General features: G+C 71.2%; 17 protein-coding genes. 5 read left to right on the top strand and 12 right to left on the bottom strand.

Translation table 11 applies throughout. The features are described from left to right. Positions 1-84 precede the first annotated feature (84 nt). Complete coding sequence (locus tag QSK37_RS14890) at positions 85-1545, bottom strand: serine/threonine-protein kinase (RefSeq protein ID WP_285620773.1); 1461 nt, start codon at positions 1543-1545, stop codon at positions 85-87. 111 nt (positions 1546-1656) lie between these two features. After that, positions 1657-2481, bottom strand: coding sequence for a beta-keto acid cleavage family enzyme (locus QSK37_RS14895; RefSeq protein ID WP_285620775.1), 825 nt, complete (start codon positions 2479-2481; stop codon positions 1657-1659). A gap of 88 nt (positions 2482-2569) precedes the next feature. On the opposite strand from QSK37_RS14895, the gene dtd reads away from it, so the two are divergent. Beyond that, positions 2570-3004, top strand: coding sequence for a D-aminoacyl-tRNA deacylase (dtd, locus tag QSK37_RS14900; protein ID WP_285568921.1), 435 nt, complete (start codon positions 2570-2572; stop codon positions 3002-3004). A 16-nt stretch (positions 3005-3020) separates the two neighbouring features. Here the strand turns inward: dtd and QSK37_RS14905 are convergent, their stop codons facing one another. The 4 genes from QSK37_RS14905 to QSK37_RS14920 all read right to left on the bottom strand — a co-directional run bounded on the left by QSK37_RS14905 (position 3021) and on the right by QSK37_RS14920 (position 5945). Then, complete coding sequence (locus QSK37_RS14905) at positions 3021-3470, bottom strand: hypothetical protein (protein ID WP_285620777.1); 450 nt, start codon at positions 3468-3470, stop codon at positions 3021-3023. A 120-nt stretch (positions 3471-3590) separates the two neighbouring features. Then, positions 3591-4553, bottom strand: coding sequence for a CAF17-like 4Fe-4S cluster assembly/insertion protein YgfZ (gene ygfZ / locus QSK37_RS14910; RefSeq protein ID WP_285620779.1), 963 nt, complete (start codon positions 4551-4553; stop codon positions 3591-3593). Positions 4554-4563: 10 nt separating this feature from the next. Beyond that, on the bottom strand, positions 4564-4980 hold the full coding sequence (locus tag QSK37_RS14915; RefSeq protein ID WP_285568210.1) for a Fur family transcriptional regulator: 417 nt from the start codon (positions 4978-4980) through the stop codon (positions 4564-4566). 479 nt (positions 4981-5459) lie between these two features. Then, on the bottom strand, positions 5460-5945 hold the full coding sequence (locus QSK37_RS14920) for a heme-binding beta-barrel domain-containing protein (RefSeq protein WP_285620782.1): 486 nt from the start codon (positions 5943-5945) through the stop codon (positions 5460-5462). A gap of 140 nt (positions 5946-6085) precedes the next feature. Here QSK37_RS14920 and QSK37_RS14925 point away from each other — a divergent pair, with 140 nt between their 5' ends. Next, positions 6086-6727, top strand: coding sequence for a GIDE domain-containing protein (locus QSK37_RS14925; protein WP_285620784.1), 642 nt, complete (start codon positions 6086-6088; stop codon positions 6725-6727). A 10-nt stretch (positions 6728-6737) separates the two neighbouring features. Further along, positions 6738-7100, top strand: coding sequence for a DsrE family protein (locus QSK37_RS14930; protein ID WP_285620785.1), 363 nt, complete (start codon positions 6738-6740; stop codon positions 7098-7100). On the opposite strand, the gene QSK37_RS14935 is transcribed toward QSK37_RS14930, so the two are convergent. Both QSK37_RS14935 and QSK37_RS14940 read right to left on the bottom strand, forming a co-directional pair. After that, a complete protein-coding gene (locus QSK37_RS14935) occupies positions 7094-7594 on the bottom strand; it encodes a thermonuclease family protein (RefSeq protein ID WP_285620787.1) in 501 nt (166 codons plus the stop codon). The two genes, QSK37_RS14930 and QSK37_RS14935, sit on opposite strands and share 7 nt — an antisense overlap. 44 nt (positions 7595-7638) lie before the next feature. Then, positions 7639-8502 carry an NAD(P)H-binding protein gene (locus QSK37_RS14940; protein WP_285620790.1) on the bottom strand — a complete coding sequence of 288 codons (864 nt, stop codon included), beginning with the start codon at positions 8500-8502 and terminating at the stop codon, positions 7639-7641. Between the two features lie 116 nt (positions 8503-8618). Here QSK37_RS14940 and QSK37_RS14945 point away from each other — a divergent pair, with 116 nt between their 5' ends. Continuing rightward, a complete protein-coding gene (locus QSK37_RS14945) occupies positions 8619-9575 on the top strand; it encodes an Lrp/AsnC family transcriptional regulator (RefSeq protein WP_285620792.1) in 957 nt (318 codons plus the stop codon). A 24-nt stretch (positions 9576-9599) separates the two neighbouring features. Here QSK37_RS14945 and QSK37_RS14950 read toward each other — a convergent pair whose 3' ends face one another. Then, on the bottom strand, positions 9600-12461 hold the full coding sequence (locus tag QSK37_RS14950) for an ATP-binding protein (RefSeq protein ID WP_285620794.1): 2862 nt from the start codon (positions 12459-12461) through the stop codon (positions 9600-9602). Between the two features lie 197 nt (positions 12462-12658). Here QSK37_RS14950 and QSK37_RS14955 point away from each other — a divergent pair, with 197 nt between their 5' ends. Continuing rightward, positions 12659-13048, top strand: a complete 390-nt coding sequence (locus QSK37_RS14955; protein WP_285620797.1) for a hypothetical protein — start codon at positions 12659-12661, stop codon at positions 13046-13048. A 50-nt stretch (positions 13049-13098) separates the two neighbouring features. Here the strand turns inward: QSK37_RS14955 and QSK37_RS14960 are convergent, their stop codons facing one another. From QSK37_RS14960 to QSK37_RS14970, 3 genes are all read right to left on the bottom strand, one after another. After that, positions 13099-15027: a hypothetical protein gene (locus QSK37_RS14960; protein ID WP_285568191.1), complete on the bottom strand. Its 1929-nt coding sequence runs from the start codon at positions 15025-15027 to the stop codon at positions 13099-13101. A 159-nt stretch (positions 15028-15186) separates the two neighbouring features. Beyond that, entirely contained in the window at positions 15187-15579 is a 393-nt protein-coding gene (locus QSK37_RS14965; RefSeq protein WP_285620800.1) for a hypothetical protein, read from the bottom strand. A 203-nt stretch (positions 15580-15782) separates the two neighbouring features. Continuing rightward, the gene (locus QSK37_RS14970; protein WP_285620803.1) at positions 15783-17063 is read right to left on the bottom strand and encodes a S8 family serine peptidase; all 1281 of its coding nucleotides are present in this window, start codon (positions 17061-17063) and stop codon (positions 15783-15785) included. Between the last annotated feature and the right edge of the window lie 64 nt (positions 17064-17127).

The following is a 17127-nucleotide window of genomic DNA, read 5'->3' on the forward strand; positions in this document are numbered from 1 at the left end:
TTCGCCGTAGCAGGGCGATATTCGGGCGAACATCAGCCTATCCACCCCACCGGCCGGGGATGACGGCGCCGATCCGCGGAGGCGTCACTCGGCCTGGCGCCAGCGCGCCTGGTCCTCGCCCTCCTTGCGCACGCACTCCATCGGCGTTCCCGCGTTCGTGACTCCCGTCGCGCCTTCCGGTGAGCAGAACGCCCCCGGCGTGACGGTCCGCGGGGACTCGGACGACGTCGGCCGCGTCGTGCCGGGGTTCGGCCGTGACCTCCGGGGCGTCGACGTCGTGGCCGGAGTGTGCCGTGTCCCGCGGTGCGATGGCACGCTCGACGGCGATGTTCCGTCATGACGATCGGCCGGGCTCCGCGGTACCGCCTGGCCCGGCACGGAGGGCCGGCGCGACGCTTCGAACGAGGGCGTCGCCGAGGGGAGGTCGTGCGCGGTCGCGGTCCCGTGCGTGACCATGCCCTGGAGCGCGACGCCTCCCGCGACGAAGCCGGCCACCAGCACGACTCCGGCGACGGCCAGCGGCCACTTCCGTCCGGACCGCGCGTCGCGCCGGCGCCCCGATGACGACGGTGACGAGAGGCGGGGATCGCGAGGGCCGGTGGGGCGTCGCTCCGGCGTGACGGGCGGACGCGTGGGGGCATGCCGCTGCTCCGGCAGTGTGGACGGACGCGTCGGCGCGGGCGGCGGCGTCGCCCGGTTCCGGTACGGCGTCTCGACGTGCTCCGCCGTGAGGGCCGTGCCGTCGCCCAGAGCGGCCACCGCCTCGACCAGCGCCGCGGCGCTCGGCCGGCGCGCCGGGTCCCGGTTCAGCGTCGGGTGCAGGAGGGGCAGTAGCCACGAGGGGACCCCTTCCAGGTTCGCCCTGCCCTCCACGACGTTGAGGATGACGGACTGGAAACCGCCGGTGCCGTAGGGCGGGCGGCCGGTGGCGGCGAACGCGACGGTGACCGCCCACGCGTGCACGTCCGTGGCAGGCGACGGCGGCAGGTCGTCGAAGACCTCCGGCGCCATGTACGCAGGGGTGCCGGTGACCATGCCGGTCTGGGTGAGCCGTGCGGAATCGGGGGACTGCGCGATCCCGAAGTCGATGACGACCGGTTCGCCCTCGACCATCATCGTGTTGCTCGGCTTGAGGTCACGGTGGACGACCCCGGCCTGGTGGATCGCCACCAGGGCTCTGGCCAGGCCCAGCGCGAGCCGTCGCAGCGCGTCCCCGCGCAACGGCCCGTCCTCGGTGACCACCTTGTCGAGCTGCCGGCCCTCGATGAAGCGCGTCACCACGAAGGGGCGGACGGCGGTCACATCACCGTCCAGGACCTCGGCCACGTGCGGGCTGCGCACCCGCCTCATCGTGTCGATCTCCCGTGCGAGCCGCTGCCGCGCCGTCGGGTCCGCCGCCAGTGCCGGCCTGAGCACTTTGATCGCGACATCCCTGCCGGCCGGATCGACCGCGCGATAGACCACTCCCATACCGCCGGACCCGAGCCGGGTCAGCCGACGGTAAGGTCCCAGCTTCTCCGGCGGCGCCTCTTCGTTGTTGACCATGGTCCGGATGACCCTACACAGAGTGGTCACCGACTCGCCCGGAGTGTTCGTTATGTGGCTATTTTCAAGTTTTTTGCCGTTTGGCGTAGATGATGCGCCTCGTAACAGGCGTCACGATTCCTTGACGCCAAGGAACGACCGCGCCTCCGCCGGAGACATCGGCGCCCGCTGGGCGATCTTGGTGAGGGTGACCGCGCGCTCGACGAGCTGGGCGTTGGACGTCACCGGCTGCCCCTTGGCGTACGTCAGCGTGTCCTCCATGCCGACCCGCAGATGGCCTCCGGCCGACAGGGCCGCGTACATCACCGGAAGGCTCGTCCGGCCGATGCCCGTCGCCGACCACGTGGCGCCTTCGGGCAGCGCCGCGACCGCGGCCACCAGCGACCGGGTGTCCCCCGGCATGCCGCCCGGCACCCCCATGACAAGGTCGCAGTGGACGTGGCCGCCGTACGGCGCGCCGTAGGTGTCGAGCAGGCGGTGCAGCGCGGCGACGTGACCGAGATCGAACAGCTCGAACTCCGGCACGACCTCCCTGGCCTGCGTGAGCTGGTACAGCTCGGCCATGAAGGGCCAGGGGTTCATGAACACGTCGTCGCCGAAGTTGACCGTGCCGCACGTGAGCGAGCAGGCGTCCGGCATGGCGTCGAGGACCTTGAGCCGGTGCTCGTACGGGTCGGTGACCGCTCCGCCGGTGGACAGCTGCACGATCAGGCCGGTGCTCTCGCGTATGGCGGCCACCGTGTCCCGCAGCCGGGCCGGGTCGAGCGTCGGCCGGGCCTCGGCGTCGCGGATGTGGACGTGGATGACGGCCGCGCCGGCCTCCTCGCACTCCTTCGCCGTCTGGACCAGCTCCTCCAGCGTCACCGGGAGCGCCGGCGCGGCGACCTTGTCGGCCTCGGCGCCGGTGGGCGCAACAGTTATCAGTGTGCTGTCCATGGACAACATGATTTCAAGCGCACACCCGACTTGGCGAGAAAATCTTCGTAATTATCGCGCTGAGCGCGGATGAGGCAGAATGCGGTCCGTGCGAGCGGTGGTGCAGAGGGTGAGCCGGGCGAGTGTCTCCGTCGACGACGAGGTCGTCGGGGCGATCGACGAGCCGGGCCTCATGGTCCTCGTCGGGGTGACCCACGACGACACGCCCGCGCACGCGGCCAAGCTCGCCGCCAAGCTCTGGGGCCTGCGCGTCTTCGACGGGCCGCAGGCCGAGGCCTCCTGCTCCGACCTCGGCGCGCCGCTCCTCGTGATCAGTCAGTTCACCCTGTACGGCGACACGCGCAAGGGCCGCCGGCCGTCGTGGCTCGCCGCCGCGCCCGGGCCGGTCGCCGAGCCGCTCGTCGACGAGGTCGTCGCCGCCCTGCGGCGCCTGGGCGCACGCGTCGAGACCGGCCGGTTCGGCGCCGACATGAAGGTCACCCTGACCAATGACGGCCCGATCACGCTCATCCTGGAGGTCTGACCGGCCTCCCGCACGGTCAGACGACGCCCACCACGGCGGTGAGGATGACCACCAGGCCGACGACGCCCGCGATCGTCAGGATGATCCGGTCGTTCTGCGCCAGCCGCGCGCGTACGGCCGGCGAGTAGACCACCACCCCCGTGTCCCGGTTCGGGTCGTGGGGAGTGGCGCGGGCGAACGGGTTGGGCAGGCCGGCGGCACGCCATATCGCGTCGTTCTTCACCCGCTGGTGCGCGGACGAGCAGGCGAACAGCCGCCCGCGCACCGGCTCGTGGCAGGCGAACCCCTGCCGCGTCATCACCCGGCACACGGTGGGGTTGAGCGCGAACTCGTAGACGCACCACATCAGCAGAGCCAGGAGCGCGAGCCGCCACGCGCTCAGCAGCACGGACGCGAGCATTAAGGCGGCGATCGCCACCCACCAGACGTAGACGGGCTCCCGCCACCGACGCCGCCGTCGCCCCATGTTCCCTTTCCTCGCCGAGGTCTCCGGCGCACCCTCAGGTGCACCATCCGACGGAGAGAACCTTCCCATGAGCGCCGCCCATTATGATCTTGTTCTGCTGCTATTTATCGCATTATCGGCTTATCGGCGACGAAGGTCGATCTTGACGGTGGATCCGGTGTCCGGGGACACGATGACCTCCTGCGTCGCCGCGACACCTCCGGCGAGCAGCGTCTCGTCGACCGGGACGTTCCGTTTCACCATGCCGAGCGCGATCGGCCCGAGCTCGTAGTGCCGGGCCGCCGAGCCGACGAACCCCACGGTGCGCCCGCCGGACTCGATCGGGTCACCGTGCGCGGGCAGGTGGTCGACGCTCCCGTCGAGATGGAGGAAGACCAGCCGGCGCGGCGGACGGCCGAGGTTCTGCACCCGCGCGACCGTCTCCTGGCCCCGGTAGCAGCCCTTGTCGAGGTGCACGGCGACGTCGATCCAGCCCGCCTCGTGCGGGATGGTGCGATGGTCGGTGTCCAGGCCGAACCGCGGGCGGTGCGCGGCGATCCGCAGCGCCTCGTACGCCCACAGGCCGGCGAGCCGCGCGTGCCAGTCACGGTCGAGCGTCTCGCGCGGCACGATCAGCCCGTCGGTCGTGACGAGGGCGTCCTCGGGCGGCTCGACACCGGAGAGCGTGACGACGGCGTACGAGGCGGTCTCGTCGGTGACCTCGACGCGCATCATGAACCGCATGCGGTCGAGGAACTCCGCGAGCCCCGCGGCCGCGCCTGGCTCGACGTGCGCCCAGACCGCCTCGCCGTCGTCGACCAGGGCCAGGTGGTGCTCGACGTGGCCGTTGGGACTGAGCAGGAGCGCCTCGGTGGGCGTGTACGGGGCCAGCCGTTCGAGGTGCTGGCTCATGAGACTGTGCAGGAACCGCAGCCGGTCGGCGCCGGCCACGCGTACGACGCCTCGGTTTCCACGGTCGACCACCGCGGCACCCGTCGCGAGCGCCCGTTGCTCGGCGGAGGGTTCGCCGTAGTGCGCCGCGACCTGCGCGTCGGGGGGATCGGCCGGTACGGCCCCGTGGGTGCTCAGCAGCGGGCTGTCCATACGGGCAAGACTACGTCTTACGGCAGTCGCGGCAGCGCCCGTAGACCGTGAGGTGCTGCACGTCGGTCTCGAACCCGAAGTCGTCCTCCAGCCGTTCGACCAGACCGTCCGCCACGGACGGGTCCACGTCGTAGACCGCCTCGCATCCGCGGCACACCAGATGGACGTGCTCGGCCTCGGCGGCGAGATGGTACGTCGGCGGCTTGTGCCCCAGATGGGTGTGCTTGACCAGGTCGAGCTGCTCGAGCAGTTCGAGCGTGCGGTAGATCGTGGAGATGTTCACCCCGCGCGCGGTGCGCTGCACCTCGGCGCAGATCTCCTCTGGAGTCGCGTGACGAAGAGCCGTCACCGCCTCCAGCACGAGCTGGCGCTGGGGTGTCACGCGGTAGCCCCGCGCTCGCAGCTCCTTGTGCCAGAGTTCCGTCACGGATCGAGTCTATGCCGCCGGTCCGCACCGGTACGCGCGGAAAACCCACTTGTGCCGCAGACCCTGGCGGTGCGCGTCACCACCCGCCCGCCACCATCGGGATCGTCACCCCGAGACACCCCGCGATCACACCGAGTGCCTACGGTAAAAACCCCTTGCCTCGGTGCGTGCGCTGATCTAGCGTGCGGGATAAGCGGGAAAGGAGGTGGTCCGAAACTTATGCATAGTACGAGGACTCGTGAGGTGGCTGTCCGCTAGTCGCCGTCCCGCCTACGCCTCCTCATAGGAGGTAGGCAACCGGCCGAGGACGCGGCCGGCGAATACCAGGCAGACACCCGACCCCCGTGGCCGGTCGACCCAGTCCTGTCGACCCCTGCTCCGGCAGGAACAGCCCGGGGGTCGTTTCATGCCCGGACTCTTTCACCGACGCGTGCCGGCCCCCGGGACGCCGACGACGCCCGGGAGCCGAAAACGGCCTGTTACGCGACCCGTTTGAGCTGCGCGGACAGGTGCGACTGCAGGCTCTGCCCCTCCGCCGCCATGTCGTAGGCGTATCCGAGGTCCTCGCCGATCAGGCCGTACAGGCGGTGGCCCGCGGTGTACTCCTTGGCGGTCTCCGTACGGGCGACCACGTCGGTGCGCAGCTCGACCCGCGTGCTGATCACGTTGCCGATGTAGATCTCGGCGATGCCGGTCGGGTGCGCCAGCACCAGTTCGATCCGCCCGCCTGAGTGGGCGCGCCAGTAGCCGCTCTCCTGCGCCAGCGGCGCACCGAGGTTGCCCTCGTCGTCGAGGCGCCACGTACGGCTGGTGTAGATGAGGTACGGCTTGCCGATATGGCGAAACGAGATCTCCTGCCCGAAGCGGAAGCTCTCGATGTTGGGGTAACCGCCGACCCCCGCGCCCTCCCAGTCTCCAAGGAGGAACTTCAGCGGCTCGAGGTCGGGGTGCAGCTCAGGCTCCATGTACGGCCAGCGTAGTCGGCTTTGCACGCGATAGCCTGATCAAACCCGCGATCAGGACTTCACCGGTGAACTGAACCGATCCGGCCGGCGTCACGTCTGATCTTCCTAAGGTCGAGGAAGGACAACGGTTGTACGCGCTCATGACTTTGCTGTCCGCCGGGCTCGAGGCGAGTGCCGGCGTGGTGTCGAAGAAGGTCGGCACGGCTCGGCGGCGGCGGGTGATCCACAAGGCCGAGCCGATCACCGGTGACACCGCGGGTCTACGCGAGATCAACGGGCGCGTCGCCGCGGGGCCCGGCGGGCCGGTCACCGCGCCGCTGTCCGGCCTCGCGTGCGCCTGGTACGCCGTGACCGTGTACGAGCGCTACCGCGCGTGGCGGCCGGGTCCGCTCGGGCCGACCGACGTCATCCGTGACATACGGGTCGCCCAGCAGCTCGCCGGCCCGCTGCACGTGACGGGCGACACCGCGGCGGTGCGCGTGGACCCGCGCGGCGCCGACCTGGAGCTCGGCGACCCGGTGTTCTCCGAGTTCGAGGACAGCCCGAGCGGCGCGCTCGCCGCCCGCCTCGCCACGATGCTCGGCGACCGGCTGCGCCCCCGGCATCGCGACCGCACCGTCGGCTTCCTCGTCGAGGAGCACGTCGTCGCCGTCGACGACCCGGTGTACGTCGTCGGGCAGGCGCGTACGGAGCTCGGTGACCTGGTGATCGGCAAGCCCGCGATGCAGCCGTTCATCATCACGCGAACCTCGGCCATGCGGGTCCCCACCGGACAGGACTAGTCTGCCGGATATGGCACGATCACTCGTGATCAAGGTGACGGCGGGCGCGGAAGCGCCCGAACGATGCAACCAGGCCTTTACGGTCGCGGCGGCCGCCGTGGCGAGCGGGGTGCACGTGTCTCTCTGGCTGACCGGGGAGTCGTCGTGGTTCGCCCTGCCCGACCGGGCCAAGGAGTTCGAGCTCCCGCACGCGACCCCGCTGGAGGATCTGCTCGGCATCCTGCTGTCCGCCGCCCAGGTCACGGTCTGCACCCAGTGCGCCGCACGGCGCGACATCACCGACGACGAGGTGCTGCCGGGAATCCGCATCGCCGGGGCCCCGACGTTCGTCGAGGAGATCACCACCGAGGGTGTGCAGGCGCTCGTCTACTGACGCGGAGCGCACCCGGCCGGAGCCGGACGCCACATGCCGGCATGCCCGCGCCGGGCCGTCTCTTCGGCGTCACGCAGGACGCCCGCACGTGCGGTGTCCGGCGGTACGGGTAAGGCCCGCGCGAACCCGGCCCGTACGAGCGCGGCGTTGACGAAGACGCCCCGGCTCGTCCACACGTAGAAGAGCCGCCGCCCGTACCGGTCCCGCGGCCGGACATCGCCGGCGACGCGTACGGCCCGGCCGGGCGGCGTCAGGCGGCGCAGCGCCCGCGTGGCCTCCGCCCCGAAGCAGTCGTGCCGCCGCCAGGTCTCGGGCGCGTCGACGCCGATGAGCCGCACCCGGCCCCGCCCGCGCACGATGAGCGTGTCTCCGTCGACCACACGGGTCACCACCGCCGTCGTCGTCGCGGTGCGCTGCCGGAACCGTACGGGCTGCGCCGGAACACAGCCCGCGGCCAGCAGGCATCCGGCGGCGAGCCACCTCCCCAGAGTCACGGCCGCATCCTCCCCGGTGCCACCGACAGCCCGGAGGCCGGGGTCTACTGCCGGGAGAACTGTTCAGCGTGGTCGAGCGCCCACTGGTGAAAAGTGCGCGCCGGGGTTCCCGTCACCGTCTCCACGGTCCGGGTGAGGGTCGGTGCCGGGGCGTCGAGCATCTTGGCGTAACCGTCGAGGAGGACGTCCACGAAGGAGTCGGGGAAGGACTCGTCGTCCAGCAGTCGCCGCCTGGCCTGTTCACGGGACAGCTCCTGCCACCGCAGCGGCCGGCCGAGGGCCTGGCCGATGATGTGGACCTGCTCGGTCTGGGTCAGCAGCTCGGGCCCGGTCAGCTGGTAGCACGCCCGGTCGTGCCCGTCCTCGGTCAGCGCGGCCACCGCGACGGCGGCGATGTCGGCCTCGTGCAGCATCGCCATCGGTACCGCACCGTACGGCCCGGCGACCGTGTCACCGGCGCGGATCTGGTCGGCCCACCACAGCGCGTTGGCGGCGAACGTGCTCGGCCGCAGGACGGTCCATGCCAGGCCTGACTGCCGGAGGAGGCGCTCGACCTCGGCGTGCGACCGGCCCACGGGGTCGGTGTGCCGGTCAGGGGCGAGCCCGTCCTGCACGGCGCCCGATGACAGCAGAACCACGCGACGGGCATGCCGGTTGATCGCCTCCAGGACCGCCGTCATGGGCCGGGCGTCGTGGAAAGGCCACATGAGGAAGACCGCGTCCACACCGTCCAGGCACTTCTCCAGGCCCTCCGGATCGGCGAGGTCGCCACGCACCACCTCGGCGCCCTCGGGCAGCCGGACGAGTTCGGGGGTGCGCGTCATCGCCCGCACGCGGATCCCGCGTTCCAGAAGCGGGGCCAGAACCTGGCCTCCGACGTTTCCGCTGGCCCCGGTAACAAGGATCATCGTTCCTGGCCCTTTCAGTCGTTGTCGTAGCGGACCAAGGCTCGCTTCCGTGGGTGTCGCCGTGCCAGCCACCGGCCGAGATCTGGCGGACTCCTCCATCTCGGTAGCCTTTGCCGGTGGATTCGGTTGATCGAGGATTGGTGCACGCCCTTCAGCTGGATGGCAGGGCGCCGTTCCGCCGGATCGCCGAGGTGCTGGGGGTGTCCGAGCAAACGGTCGCCCGGCGCTACCGGAAACTGCGGTCGACCGGGGCGATCCGTGTGGTCGGCGGCGTCGACGGTACGCGGCTCGGCTACACCTCGTGGACCATCCGGCTGCGGACGACCCCGGACGCGTCGGGTGCACTGGGCGCCGCGTTGGCCCGCCGACCCGACACCTTCTACGTCCACCTGCTCTCCGGAGGCACCGAGATCTCCTGTTTCACCCAGGCCCGCCTGGAAGATGGCGAGGCGTCGCTCCTCGACAAGCTGCCGCGGACCGGCAAGGTGCTGGCGATGAGCGCGCACTCGCTCCTACGGGGCTTCGCCATCCCCAGCGGCTGGGCGGGGCTGGCCGCTCTGGAGGAAGAACGCGCCGCGCGACTCCGGTACACCGCCGACCCTGAGAACCAGGTCGCCGTCGACGCCACCGATCACGCGTTGCTGGCGGCACTGGCGGCCGACGGTCGCACCAGCCATGCCGACCTGGCCACCGCGACCGGCTGGTCGGAGTCGACGGTCCGGCGACGGCTGGACCACCTGCGCCGGTCGGGCGCGCTGCTGATCCAGTTCGAGTTCGACCCCCGCGCCCTGGGGTACCGGGCGCAGGTCAGGCTCTGGATGTCGGTCCGGCCCTCGGGGCTGGTACCGGTCGCCGAAACGCTGGCCACTCACCCCGAGGTCTCCTTCATCGGCGTCACCACCGGCACGACCAACCTCATGGCCGAGGTGATCTGCCGGGACAACGCCCACCTCTACCGTTACCTGACCGAACGGGTGAGCACTCTGGACGCCGTCCAGACGCTGGAGACGGGCCCGGTGATGCGCACCCTCAAGCGGACCGGCACCATCCTGCCGCCGGCTCCGGCTCGCTGAACGGCCGGGCCGAGAGATCCCCTCTCAGGCATCGAAGAACGGCAGTGCCGGGTCCTCGAACGCGGCGGTGAAGCGGTCGGGCCAGTCGAGCACGTCCTCAAGCCAGCCCGCCCGCATCCGCTCGGCGGCGTACGCGATCCGGTCGGGCGGCTCGACGCCGAGGCCCGCCACGGCGAGGTCGGCCATGACGCTCGCGTGGTCGTCGTCGCCGAGGACGGCCGTGCGCACGATCGGCCGGTTCGACGCCAGGGCCATCGACAGCGGGTGGCGGCGCAGCGCGCGCACCCGATGGCCGAACAGCGGCTCCGGCGGCTCCTTCAGGCCGGGCAGTTCGTAGTCCATCGGTGGGACCGGATCGCGCTTGTCCGGTACGCCGGGACCGGGCGGGAACAGCCGGCTCATCTCGTGCAGCCACCGCAGCTGCGGGATCACCCAGTCGGGCCCGGGCGATGAGTCCGGCCGCGCGCCGTCCAGGAGCCGCTCGGCGACGCTCGCCACGCGTTCGGTGAGCTCCTCGGGCGCGTACGCCACGCGCAGGGCGCCGGACCGCCGCCCGACGGCGCGGTCGAGGACGGTGGCGAGCAGGCACTCCCGGAGCCGTACGGGCCGGTCCGCCCAGGAACGGGCGAGCTCGTCCGGCACCCGCGGCATCGGGCGGTCGACGAGATGGGACAGCACGAGGGTGTCCGCCCACACCCGCAGCCACGCCCACTCGGCCGCGGAGGCGAGCAGGTCGGCCTCCCGCAGCTCGTACAGCGTGCAGGCACGGCCGTGGCGGCACTCGCCCCCGCAGGCGGCGGACCGCCGTCCGTCGAGCGGCGGCACCGGCCCGGGCAGGACGCGCTCGCGGTCGCGCCCGAGCGGTACCCGGATCCGCAGCGGGCGGTCCATGCCGTCCGCGAAGACCGCCGCCACGCCCGGCGGCAGGGACACGACCTCGCGCGACTGGTCCTCGTCGAGGTTCATCGCGGCGCCCACGAGCCGGCGGTCGTCGTGGGCGGGCAGCCGGTGCACCACCTTCAGCGCGGTGTTCTTGATGACGTCGGGGACGAGCTTGGTGGGGATCTGCTCGGCGACGACGATGCCCTCGCCGTACGCGCGGATCTCGGCGAGCATGCCCGCGAACAGCTCGACCGCGTGCGCGCCGGCGCTGCCCTCGCCGCGGTTGCGCAGCAGCCGGTGCGCCTCCTCGATGACGATGACGTGCTCCAGGTCGCGCGTGCCGGTCTCGCGGCGGGCGCGCAGCCGCAGGTGCTCGACGATCCGGATGATCAGCGTGCCCATGAGGAACGCCTTGTCCTCGTCGTTGGCGACGTCCTCGATGGCGAGCACGACGTTCTTGCCGAGCAGTCCCTCGATGTCGGCCGGGTGCCCGCCTTCGAAGAACCGGCCGGCCGAGCCGATGCGCAGCGACCGCAGCCGTACGTCGACGAACCCCTTGACGTCGGCCATCAGCTCGTTGCCGTAGCCGACGTCGCTGATCACCTGGAGGGCGGCCTTCTGCAGCTGTTCGAGGGTCGGCACCGCGGGCTCGATCGCCGAGCCGGGGCGGCCGCGCCCGGTGACGACGTCCCAGCCGTTCGCCTCGTACACCCGCTGCAGGGCCTGCGACATGATCTGGGGAAAGGGCTCCTCGGCGTCGAAGGCCGCCTGGAACAGCGCGCGGACCATGTCGATGTGCGCCTGCACGGGATAGCCCGGCGCGGGCGCGAGCGGGTTCACCGACAGCGGCACGGCGCCGGGGTCGGAGGGGTTCACCACGGTGACGGGCGCGTCGATCCGGCCCGCCATCGTGGCGTACTCCGACTTGGCCGGCTCGATGGCGAGCCACGGGATGCCCGCCTCGGTGAGCTGTTCGAGCAGGTGGCGTACGGTCTGGGACTTGCCCGCGCCGGTCGAGCCGGTGACGAAGACGTGCCGGTTCAGGGTCTGCAGCGGCGCCGTGAACGTACCGACCTGGCGGTCCTGCCCGTCGAGGACCGCGCCGAGGGCGAGGCTTTCGTCCGCGGCCCCGCCCACCTCGGAGGTCACGTCGAAGTAGCCGGCGTCGAGCACCCGCAGTCCGGGCACCTCACGGCGCGGCAGCCCGGCGAGGGCGGCCAGCGCACCGGCGGTCGCGACGAACGGCGAGCGCAGGTCCTGGTCCTGCGTGTCGACGTGCACGGCCTCGTGGAAGCGCACGGCGCGCTCCCCCGACCGCAGGCGGTACGGGTGGTGGCTCATCTCGACCGAGCCCACGAGGACGGGCGCGATCTGGTCCAGCTCACGCGCTGACGCGGCGCCGGCCAGCACGCGCACCCGCCACAGGCCGGCCTCCTGGAATGCCTCGAGCTCGGCCATCCGGCGTTCGAGGCGCGCGACCGCGAGCTCGTCGTCGCCGCGGCGCTGCACCTGCAGTTCGTACTGCAGGTCCGTGACCTCATCCTTGAGCACCTGCTCGCCGCACTGTTCGGCGATGACCAGCCAGCCGAACGGCCGGCCCATGAGAGTCACCAGCGTGGACTCGAAGAGACCGGGCCCGCCGTCCGCCCGCGTCGACATGAGCGGCGGCGCCAGCCGGGCCGGACAACGGCTCCAGGTCATCGCGGCGGCGTCTTCGAGCCAGTCGTCACCGATCTCCACCCCGCGCGCGCCGTTGGGGAAGAGCAGGCCCTGCTGCGGCTCGGCGGAAGGAGTGAGCGGCCCGGCGTTGGTGATCAGCTCGAGCGGCGCACCGCCTCCGCGGGACATCCATCCGACGACGAACGGCCGGCCGTTCTGCGCCGCCGACAGCACCGCGGGCAGCACCGTGACGAAGTCCCATTCGGCGGACGCACCACGCGCCGGCGACAGAATCGCCTGAACCCGGTACCACGGCCCCTGAAGTCCCCCAGCAACCCCTGCCACGCATGAAGGTTTACCGCCCTGCGCCCGTTCGTGCCAGAGGAAGCCCGAACCCGGACCCACCAGTACGAAACCCGGCAGGTCACCGTCCCGCACGACTCGCGATACCCCCACTTAACTTTCTGTAGCGAATCGATTGCACTCCGCATTTACGGGGGCTAGCGTTCCTGCTGTCTCGACCCCGACCGAAAGGATTCTCGTTGCGAAGCGATATCGAAGACCTCTGCCTGCGGGTGGCCGCCGTGGAGGAAGAACAGGCAAGGCTGCGCGAGCGGACCGAGCGGGCCGAGCAGGTGACCGACTTGTTCGGCGCGCTCGACAAGGACGTGGCGGACACCCGCGTCGGCTTCAGCAAGCAGCGGCAGGTGCTCAACGCGATCGGCATGACGCAATCGGAGCACGCCGCCCACCTTCAGCGGCAGTCCACCATCCTCTCTGGCCTGGTACTCGAGATGGCCGCAGTCCGCAGCACGCAGGTCGACCACGGCATCGTGCTGAACGAGCACGGACAGATGCTCACCGAGCATGGGCAGATGCTCAAGGAGCAGGGCCGGATGCTGCGTGAGGTGCTCGACCGGCTGCCCGCATAGCCCGACCGCTGAATCGGGTGTCCGCTTGAGCGGGCACCCGATCCGGCGGGTCAGCGCTTCTTCTTGCGGAAGTCGAGACGCTCCGGTGGCGGGCCGAGGTTCGGGGCGGTGCGCGGCGAGCCGTCCGGCGGGGTGATGTCCGGTTTCGCGTGGCGGGCGCGGGTCGGGCCGGTGGCCTCTTCGTACTCCTGGATGTTGGCGGTGGGCAGCGTCATGATGCCCGGGTTCGCGTCCACGAGGATGATGCGGCGGCCCGACGGCTCCGGATGCGTGAAGATCATGGCGGTCGGCGGCAGTTGCTGGAGCTCGTGGGGCTCCACCGCCAGTTCGCGCGAGCCCTTGCCCGCGTCGGCCGCCCGCGAGGTGCTCTGGCCCCACGCGGTCGCGCGGCCGATGCCCTCCGGCAGCTCGTCCTCCGAGGTGCCGGTGCCCTCGAACACCGTCGGCACGGAGCGCCCGACCGTGCTCACGTACGCGCCGTTCTCCGCGTCGGCCGCCACCGCCTCGCTCATCTTGTCGGTGAGCTCGGCGATCTCCAGGAGCTTCTCGGCGCCGATCTGCTCGGCGGCGACACGGGCGTCCTCGGCGTTGCCGAGCCGCATGAACCCGACGGCGGCGTCGCCGCGGCCGAGCCGCTCCTTCACGTGCGGCGGGATGGACCGGTACATCAGCACCAGACCGGTCGAGGTCGCCTCACACGAGTCGATGAGGCGGTCCAGCACGTCGCCGCGCAGCTTCTCCGCGCCGCACAGGATCAGCGTCTGGGCCCACGGCTCGCCCTCCTTGGAGGCACGGAGCACATGGGTGAGCGCGGCGGCGACGTACGTGCCGAGCACCCGGTTGGTGAGCACGCCGGCGCGACGATCGGTGGTGATGACGCGCAGCCGGCTCGGCGGGAGCAGCGTCGGATTGGACCCGAGCTTCTCCAGCTTGCGCAGCTGCGACTCCAGGGCCCAGGCGCGTTCGATGACGACGCGGTCGGCGGCGCCGCGGCCGAACATCGTGGTGATCTTCGCGAGCTCCTCATCGGTGATGAGCCCGCTCCGCAGGTCGTCGCGCGGGTCGCCCACCTGGGCCAGGGCCCGCAGGGCCGCAGTGATGCGCGGGATCGGGGCCCGGCCGCCGAACACGCCCAGGACCCGCTCGAGGATCGCGTTGTCGAAGGACAGATCGCGGGTGCTCGACTGTTCTTCGCTCACGCTCACCACGAGGGAGAGCACGTCGGCGAGCTCCTCCGGACCGAGCCCGTGCGTCAGGTCGAGCTGTGGCAGGTCGCCCGGCAGCACCCAGACGAGCGGCCGCTCGGCCTGGTCGTGACCGAGCTCGATCAGTTCCTTGGCGACCGCGCCCTCCGACAGGTCCAGGACGGTCACCTGCGAGCCGCTGGCGAGCCGCGCCGCGCCCATCATGGTGACCATCGCCGACCACCCGGAGAGCGTGCCGCCGGCCACGTCGACCCGGCCCACGCCCTGCGGCACGGTGACGGCGTACCACTCGTGCTGCGACTCGAAGGCCTCACGCCGGTGCTGCCATTCCTGGTACGCGCGGGCGTGCGCGGCGTGTGCCGCCTCCAGGCGGCGGCGCCGCTCCTCCTCCCGGCGCTGGTACCGCTCGTGCTCCTCGGCCAGCCGCGCGCGCAACGCCTTCTCGCTCTGCCACATGGAGTAGCCGGTGATCCCCGCGATGGCGGCGCACGCCGCGAGGCCCGCGATGGAGAACGCCCACGGGAGCGTGCCGGTGACCCCGAACACGATGAAGAGAAGCGCTCCCACCGCCGTGGCGACACCGACCATCCGCAGCGGCCGGTTGAAAAGGTTCTCCTTCTGCCGTTGCGAGGCCAGCCACTCGTGGTCGACCTTCTCCGACTCGGGAGGCGTCGGGCGCTTCGGTGGAGGCCCCGGGTCGTCGTGGACCTGGGCATAGCGCCAGCCGACGTAGACGCGGCCCGGTTGCAGTAACCGGGCTTCGCGGGCTGTCACATCCACCACGTCCCGTACTTCGTCGGCTTCACTAGGGGCACAGCGTAGAAAGCTTCGCGTGAAGTGGGGTGCGGTTTCAACCGACTAGAGGGGGTGTCGAGTGACCAGGAGTGGCATTACCGGACATAGGGCGACAGATGGCAACAATCATCCCGATTCTTACCACGGCGGCTGCTGGTATCCCTGTTGCTGAGGAGGCTGGTCGTAGTTCTGGGGCACCTGTCCCTGAGGCGGGTATCCCTGCGGGTAGCCCTGCTGCTGGGGGTATCCCTGCTGGGGATACCCCTGCTGCGGGTAGCCCTGCTGTTGAGGGTATCCCTGCTGGGGATAGCCCTGCTGCTGGTTGGTCCAGGCGCCGTACGGCGAACCCGGCGGCGGGGTCTGCTGCTGCCACTGGCCCGGCACCTGGCCATACTGGTTCATGTTCTTCCGTCTGGACCGGCGCGCGATCGCCCCGATGGTGGCGACGATGCCGAAGATGACCAGGTAGATGATCAGCCTGATCGGCGCGTAGTAAACGCCGTGTACGTACGCGAGCGGCATCTGCCTCACCAATCTCCTGAGAACGGGAGCGTCCAGCCTGGAGGCTCACCAATCGTGTTGATCAGACCGTCGACCACGGCGACCGGTTCCCCTGATAAGCCACATCACCGCGCACCCTACGCCGACGCGGTCACGCGGTACATGCCGCGCCATTCTCCCCGATAATCGCCGGACGAAGGAGCGCGAACGGCCGACGGCTCTCCCGCTGGCCGTCAGTGGCCACCCGGATCCCGTCGATCCGGCCGGCCGAAGGACTGGGGCGCGGCGTCCTGTTCCGCGTCGGGCGTACGGTCGCCCGGCGAACCGCCGTCCGCCCGCTGTCTCCGCGCGACGCCCACCGCGACCGCCAGGCCGATCACCAGGACGAACACCACGACGGCGACGATCGGCCCGACCGGCACGCCGCCGCCGGACTTCTTCTTCTCCGCCTGCCCGGACGTGGCCGGCGTGGACGACGGCGCCTGCTGCCCCATGACCCGGTCGAGCCGCTCGTACGGAGGGTTCGGCGCGGTTCGCGGCACCGCGAAGCTCAGGTCCATGGCCCGGTGGATCCGGAACGCGCCGTACCCTGTCTGGTCGTCGCGGCCGGGAGTGCCGGAGTCCAGCGCGGTGGCCATGGCTCGCTGAACGACCTCGCGGGCGGTCATGCTCGGGTTGGCGGCGCGTACGAGGGCCAGCCCGCCCGCCGTCAGCGCGGTGGCCTGGCTCGTTCCGGAACCCGTGCGTCCCGGCTTTCCGTCTTTGCCCACCCAGCCGACGGTGCCACCCGGTCCTGCGACCGCCGTGAAGGGCACCTGCTGGGTGAGCTGCCACGGCCGCGTGTCGGCGTTGACCGCCCCGACGGCGAGCACGCCGGGGCAGGAGGCCGGTGCCTGCGCCGGGTTCCCGGCGCCTCCGTCGTCACCGGTGGCCGCCGCGATCACCACGTCGTGCCGCGCGGCGTACTCCACCGAGTCGAGAATGTCCGTCGGGCAGGACTCCGGATAGCCGCTCGCCGGAAAGGCCTGGGAGATGCTGATGACCTTCGCCCCGTGGTCGACCGCGTAGCGGATTCCCTTCGCGATGCGGACGTGGAAATCCTCGGCGGTCGCCGTCCCGTTGCCGACGGTCACCGGCAGCACGCGCGCCTGAGGTGCCACGCCGAGCACTCCCGTGCTCCGGCCCTTGCTGACGATGAGGGCCGCCATCGCGGTGCCGTGGCCGCCCTTCTGGGTGTCGGTGTCGGTACGGCCGTCGGTCCCCGCCCCGGTCATGTCACCGCCGGGCAGTACCGACCCGGCGAGGTCGGGAAGCCGGGCGTTCACGCCGGTGTCGAGAACGGCGACCGTGACGCCGTTCCCCTGAGTGATCGGCCAGATCTTGTCGATGCCCCAGGACGAAAGCCACCACTCGGAGTGTGGTGTCGGCGTGTTCGCCGCTCCGGCGGGCGCCCCGGCTGCGATGACGGCGGCGGACATGAACACCGCCGGAACAATGAGCCTCAGCGAACGCACGCGGTCCTCTTTCCTACCGAGAAGCGAAAGGGCAGGGCGAGCGTACTCGCCCTGCCCGACGTCG

It is taken from the genome of Actinoallomurus iriomotensis (genome assembly GCF_030269445.1).
GTDB classification, from domain to species: Bacteria; Actinomycetota; Actinomycetes; order Streptosporangiales; family Streptosporangiaceae; genus Actinoallomurus; species Actinoallomurus iriomotensis.

Coding starts and splice junctions, on each gene's coding strand:
- QSK37_RS14890 (WP_285620773.1), bottom strand. CDS start 1,545: ATGGTCAACAACGAAGAGGCGCCGCCGGAGAAGCTGGGACCTTACCGT.
- QSK37_RS14895 (WP_285620775.1), bottom strand. CDS start 2,481: ATGGACAGCACACTGATAACTGTTGCGCCCACCGGCGCCGAGGCCGAC.
- QSK37_RS14905 (WP_285620777.1), bottom strand. CDS start 3,470: ATGGGGCGACGGCGGCGTCGGTGGCGGGAGCCCGTCTACGTCTGGTGG.
- ygfZ (WP_285620779.1), bottom strand. CDS start 4,553: ATGGACAGCCCGCTGCTGAGCACCCACGGGGCCGTACCGGCCGATCCC.
- QSK37_RS14920 (WP_285620782.1), bottom strand. CDS start 5,945: ATGGAGCCTGAGCTGCACCCCGACCTCGAGCCGCTGAAGTTCCTCCTT.
- QSK37_RS14925 (WP_285620784.1), top strand. CDS start 6,086: ATGACTTTGCTGTCCGCCGGGCTCGAGGCGAGTGCCGGCGTGGTGTCG.
- QSK37_RS14930 (WP_285620785.1), top strand. CDS start 6,738: ATGGCACGATCACTCGTGATCAAGGTGACGGCGGGCGCGGAAGCGCCC.
- QSK37_RS14940 (WP_285620790.1), bottom strand. CDS start 8,502: ATGATCCTTGTTACCGGGGCCAGCGGAAACGTCGGAGGCCAGGTTCTG.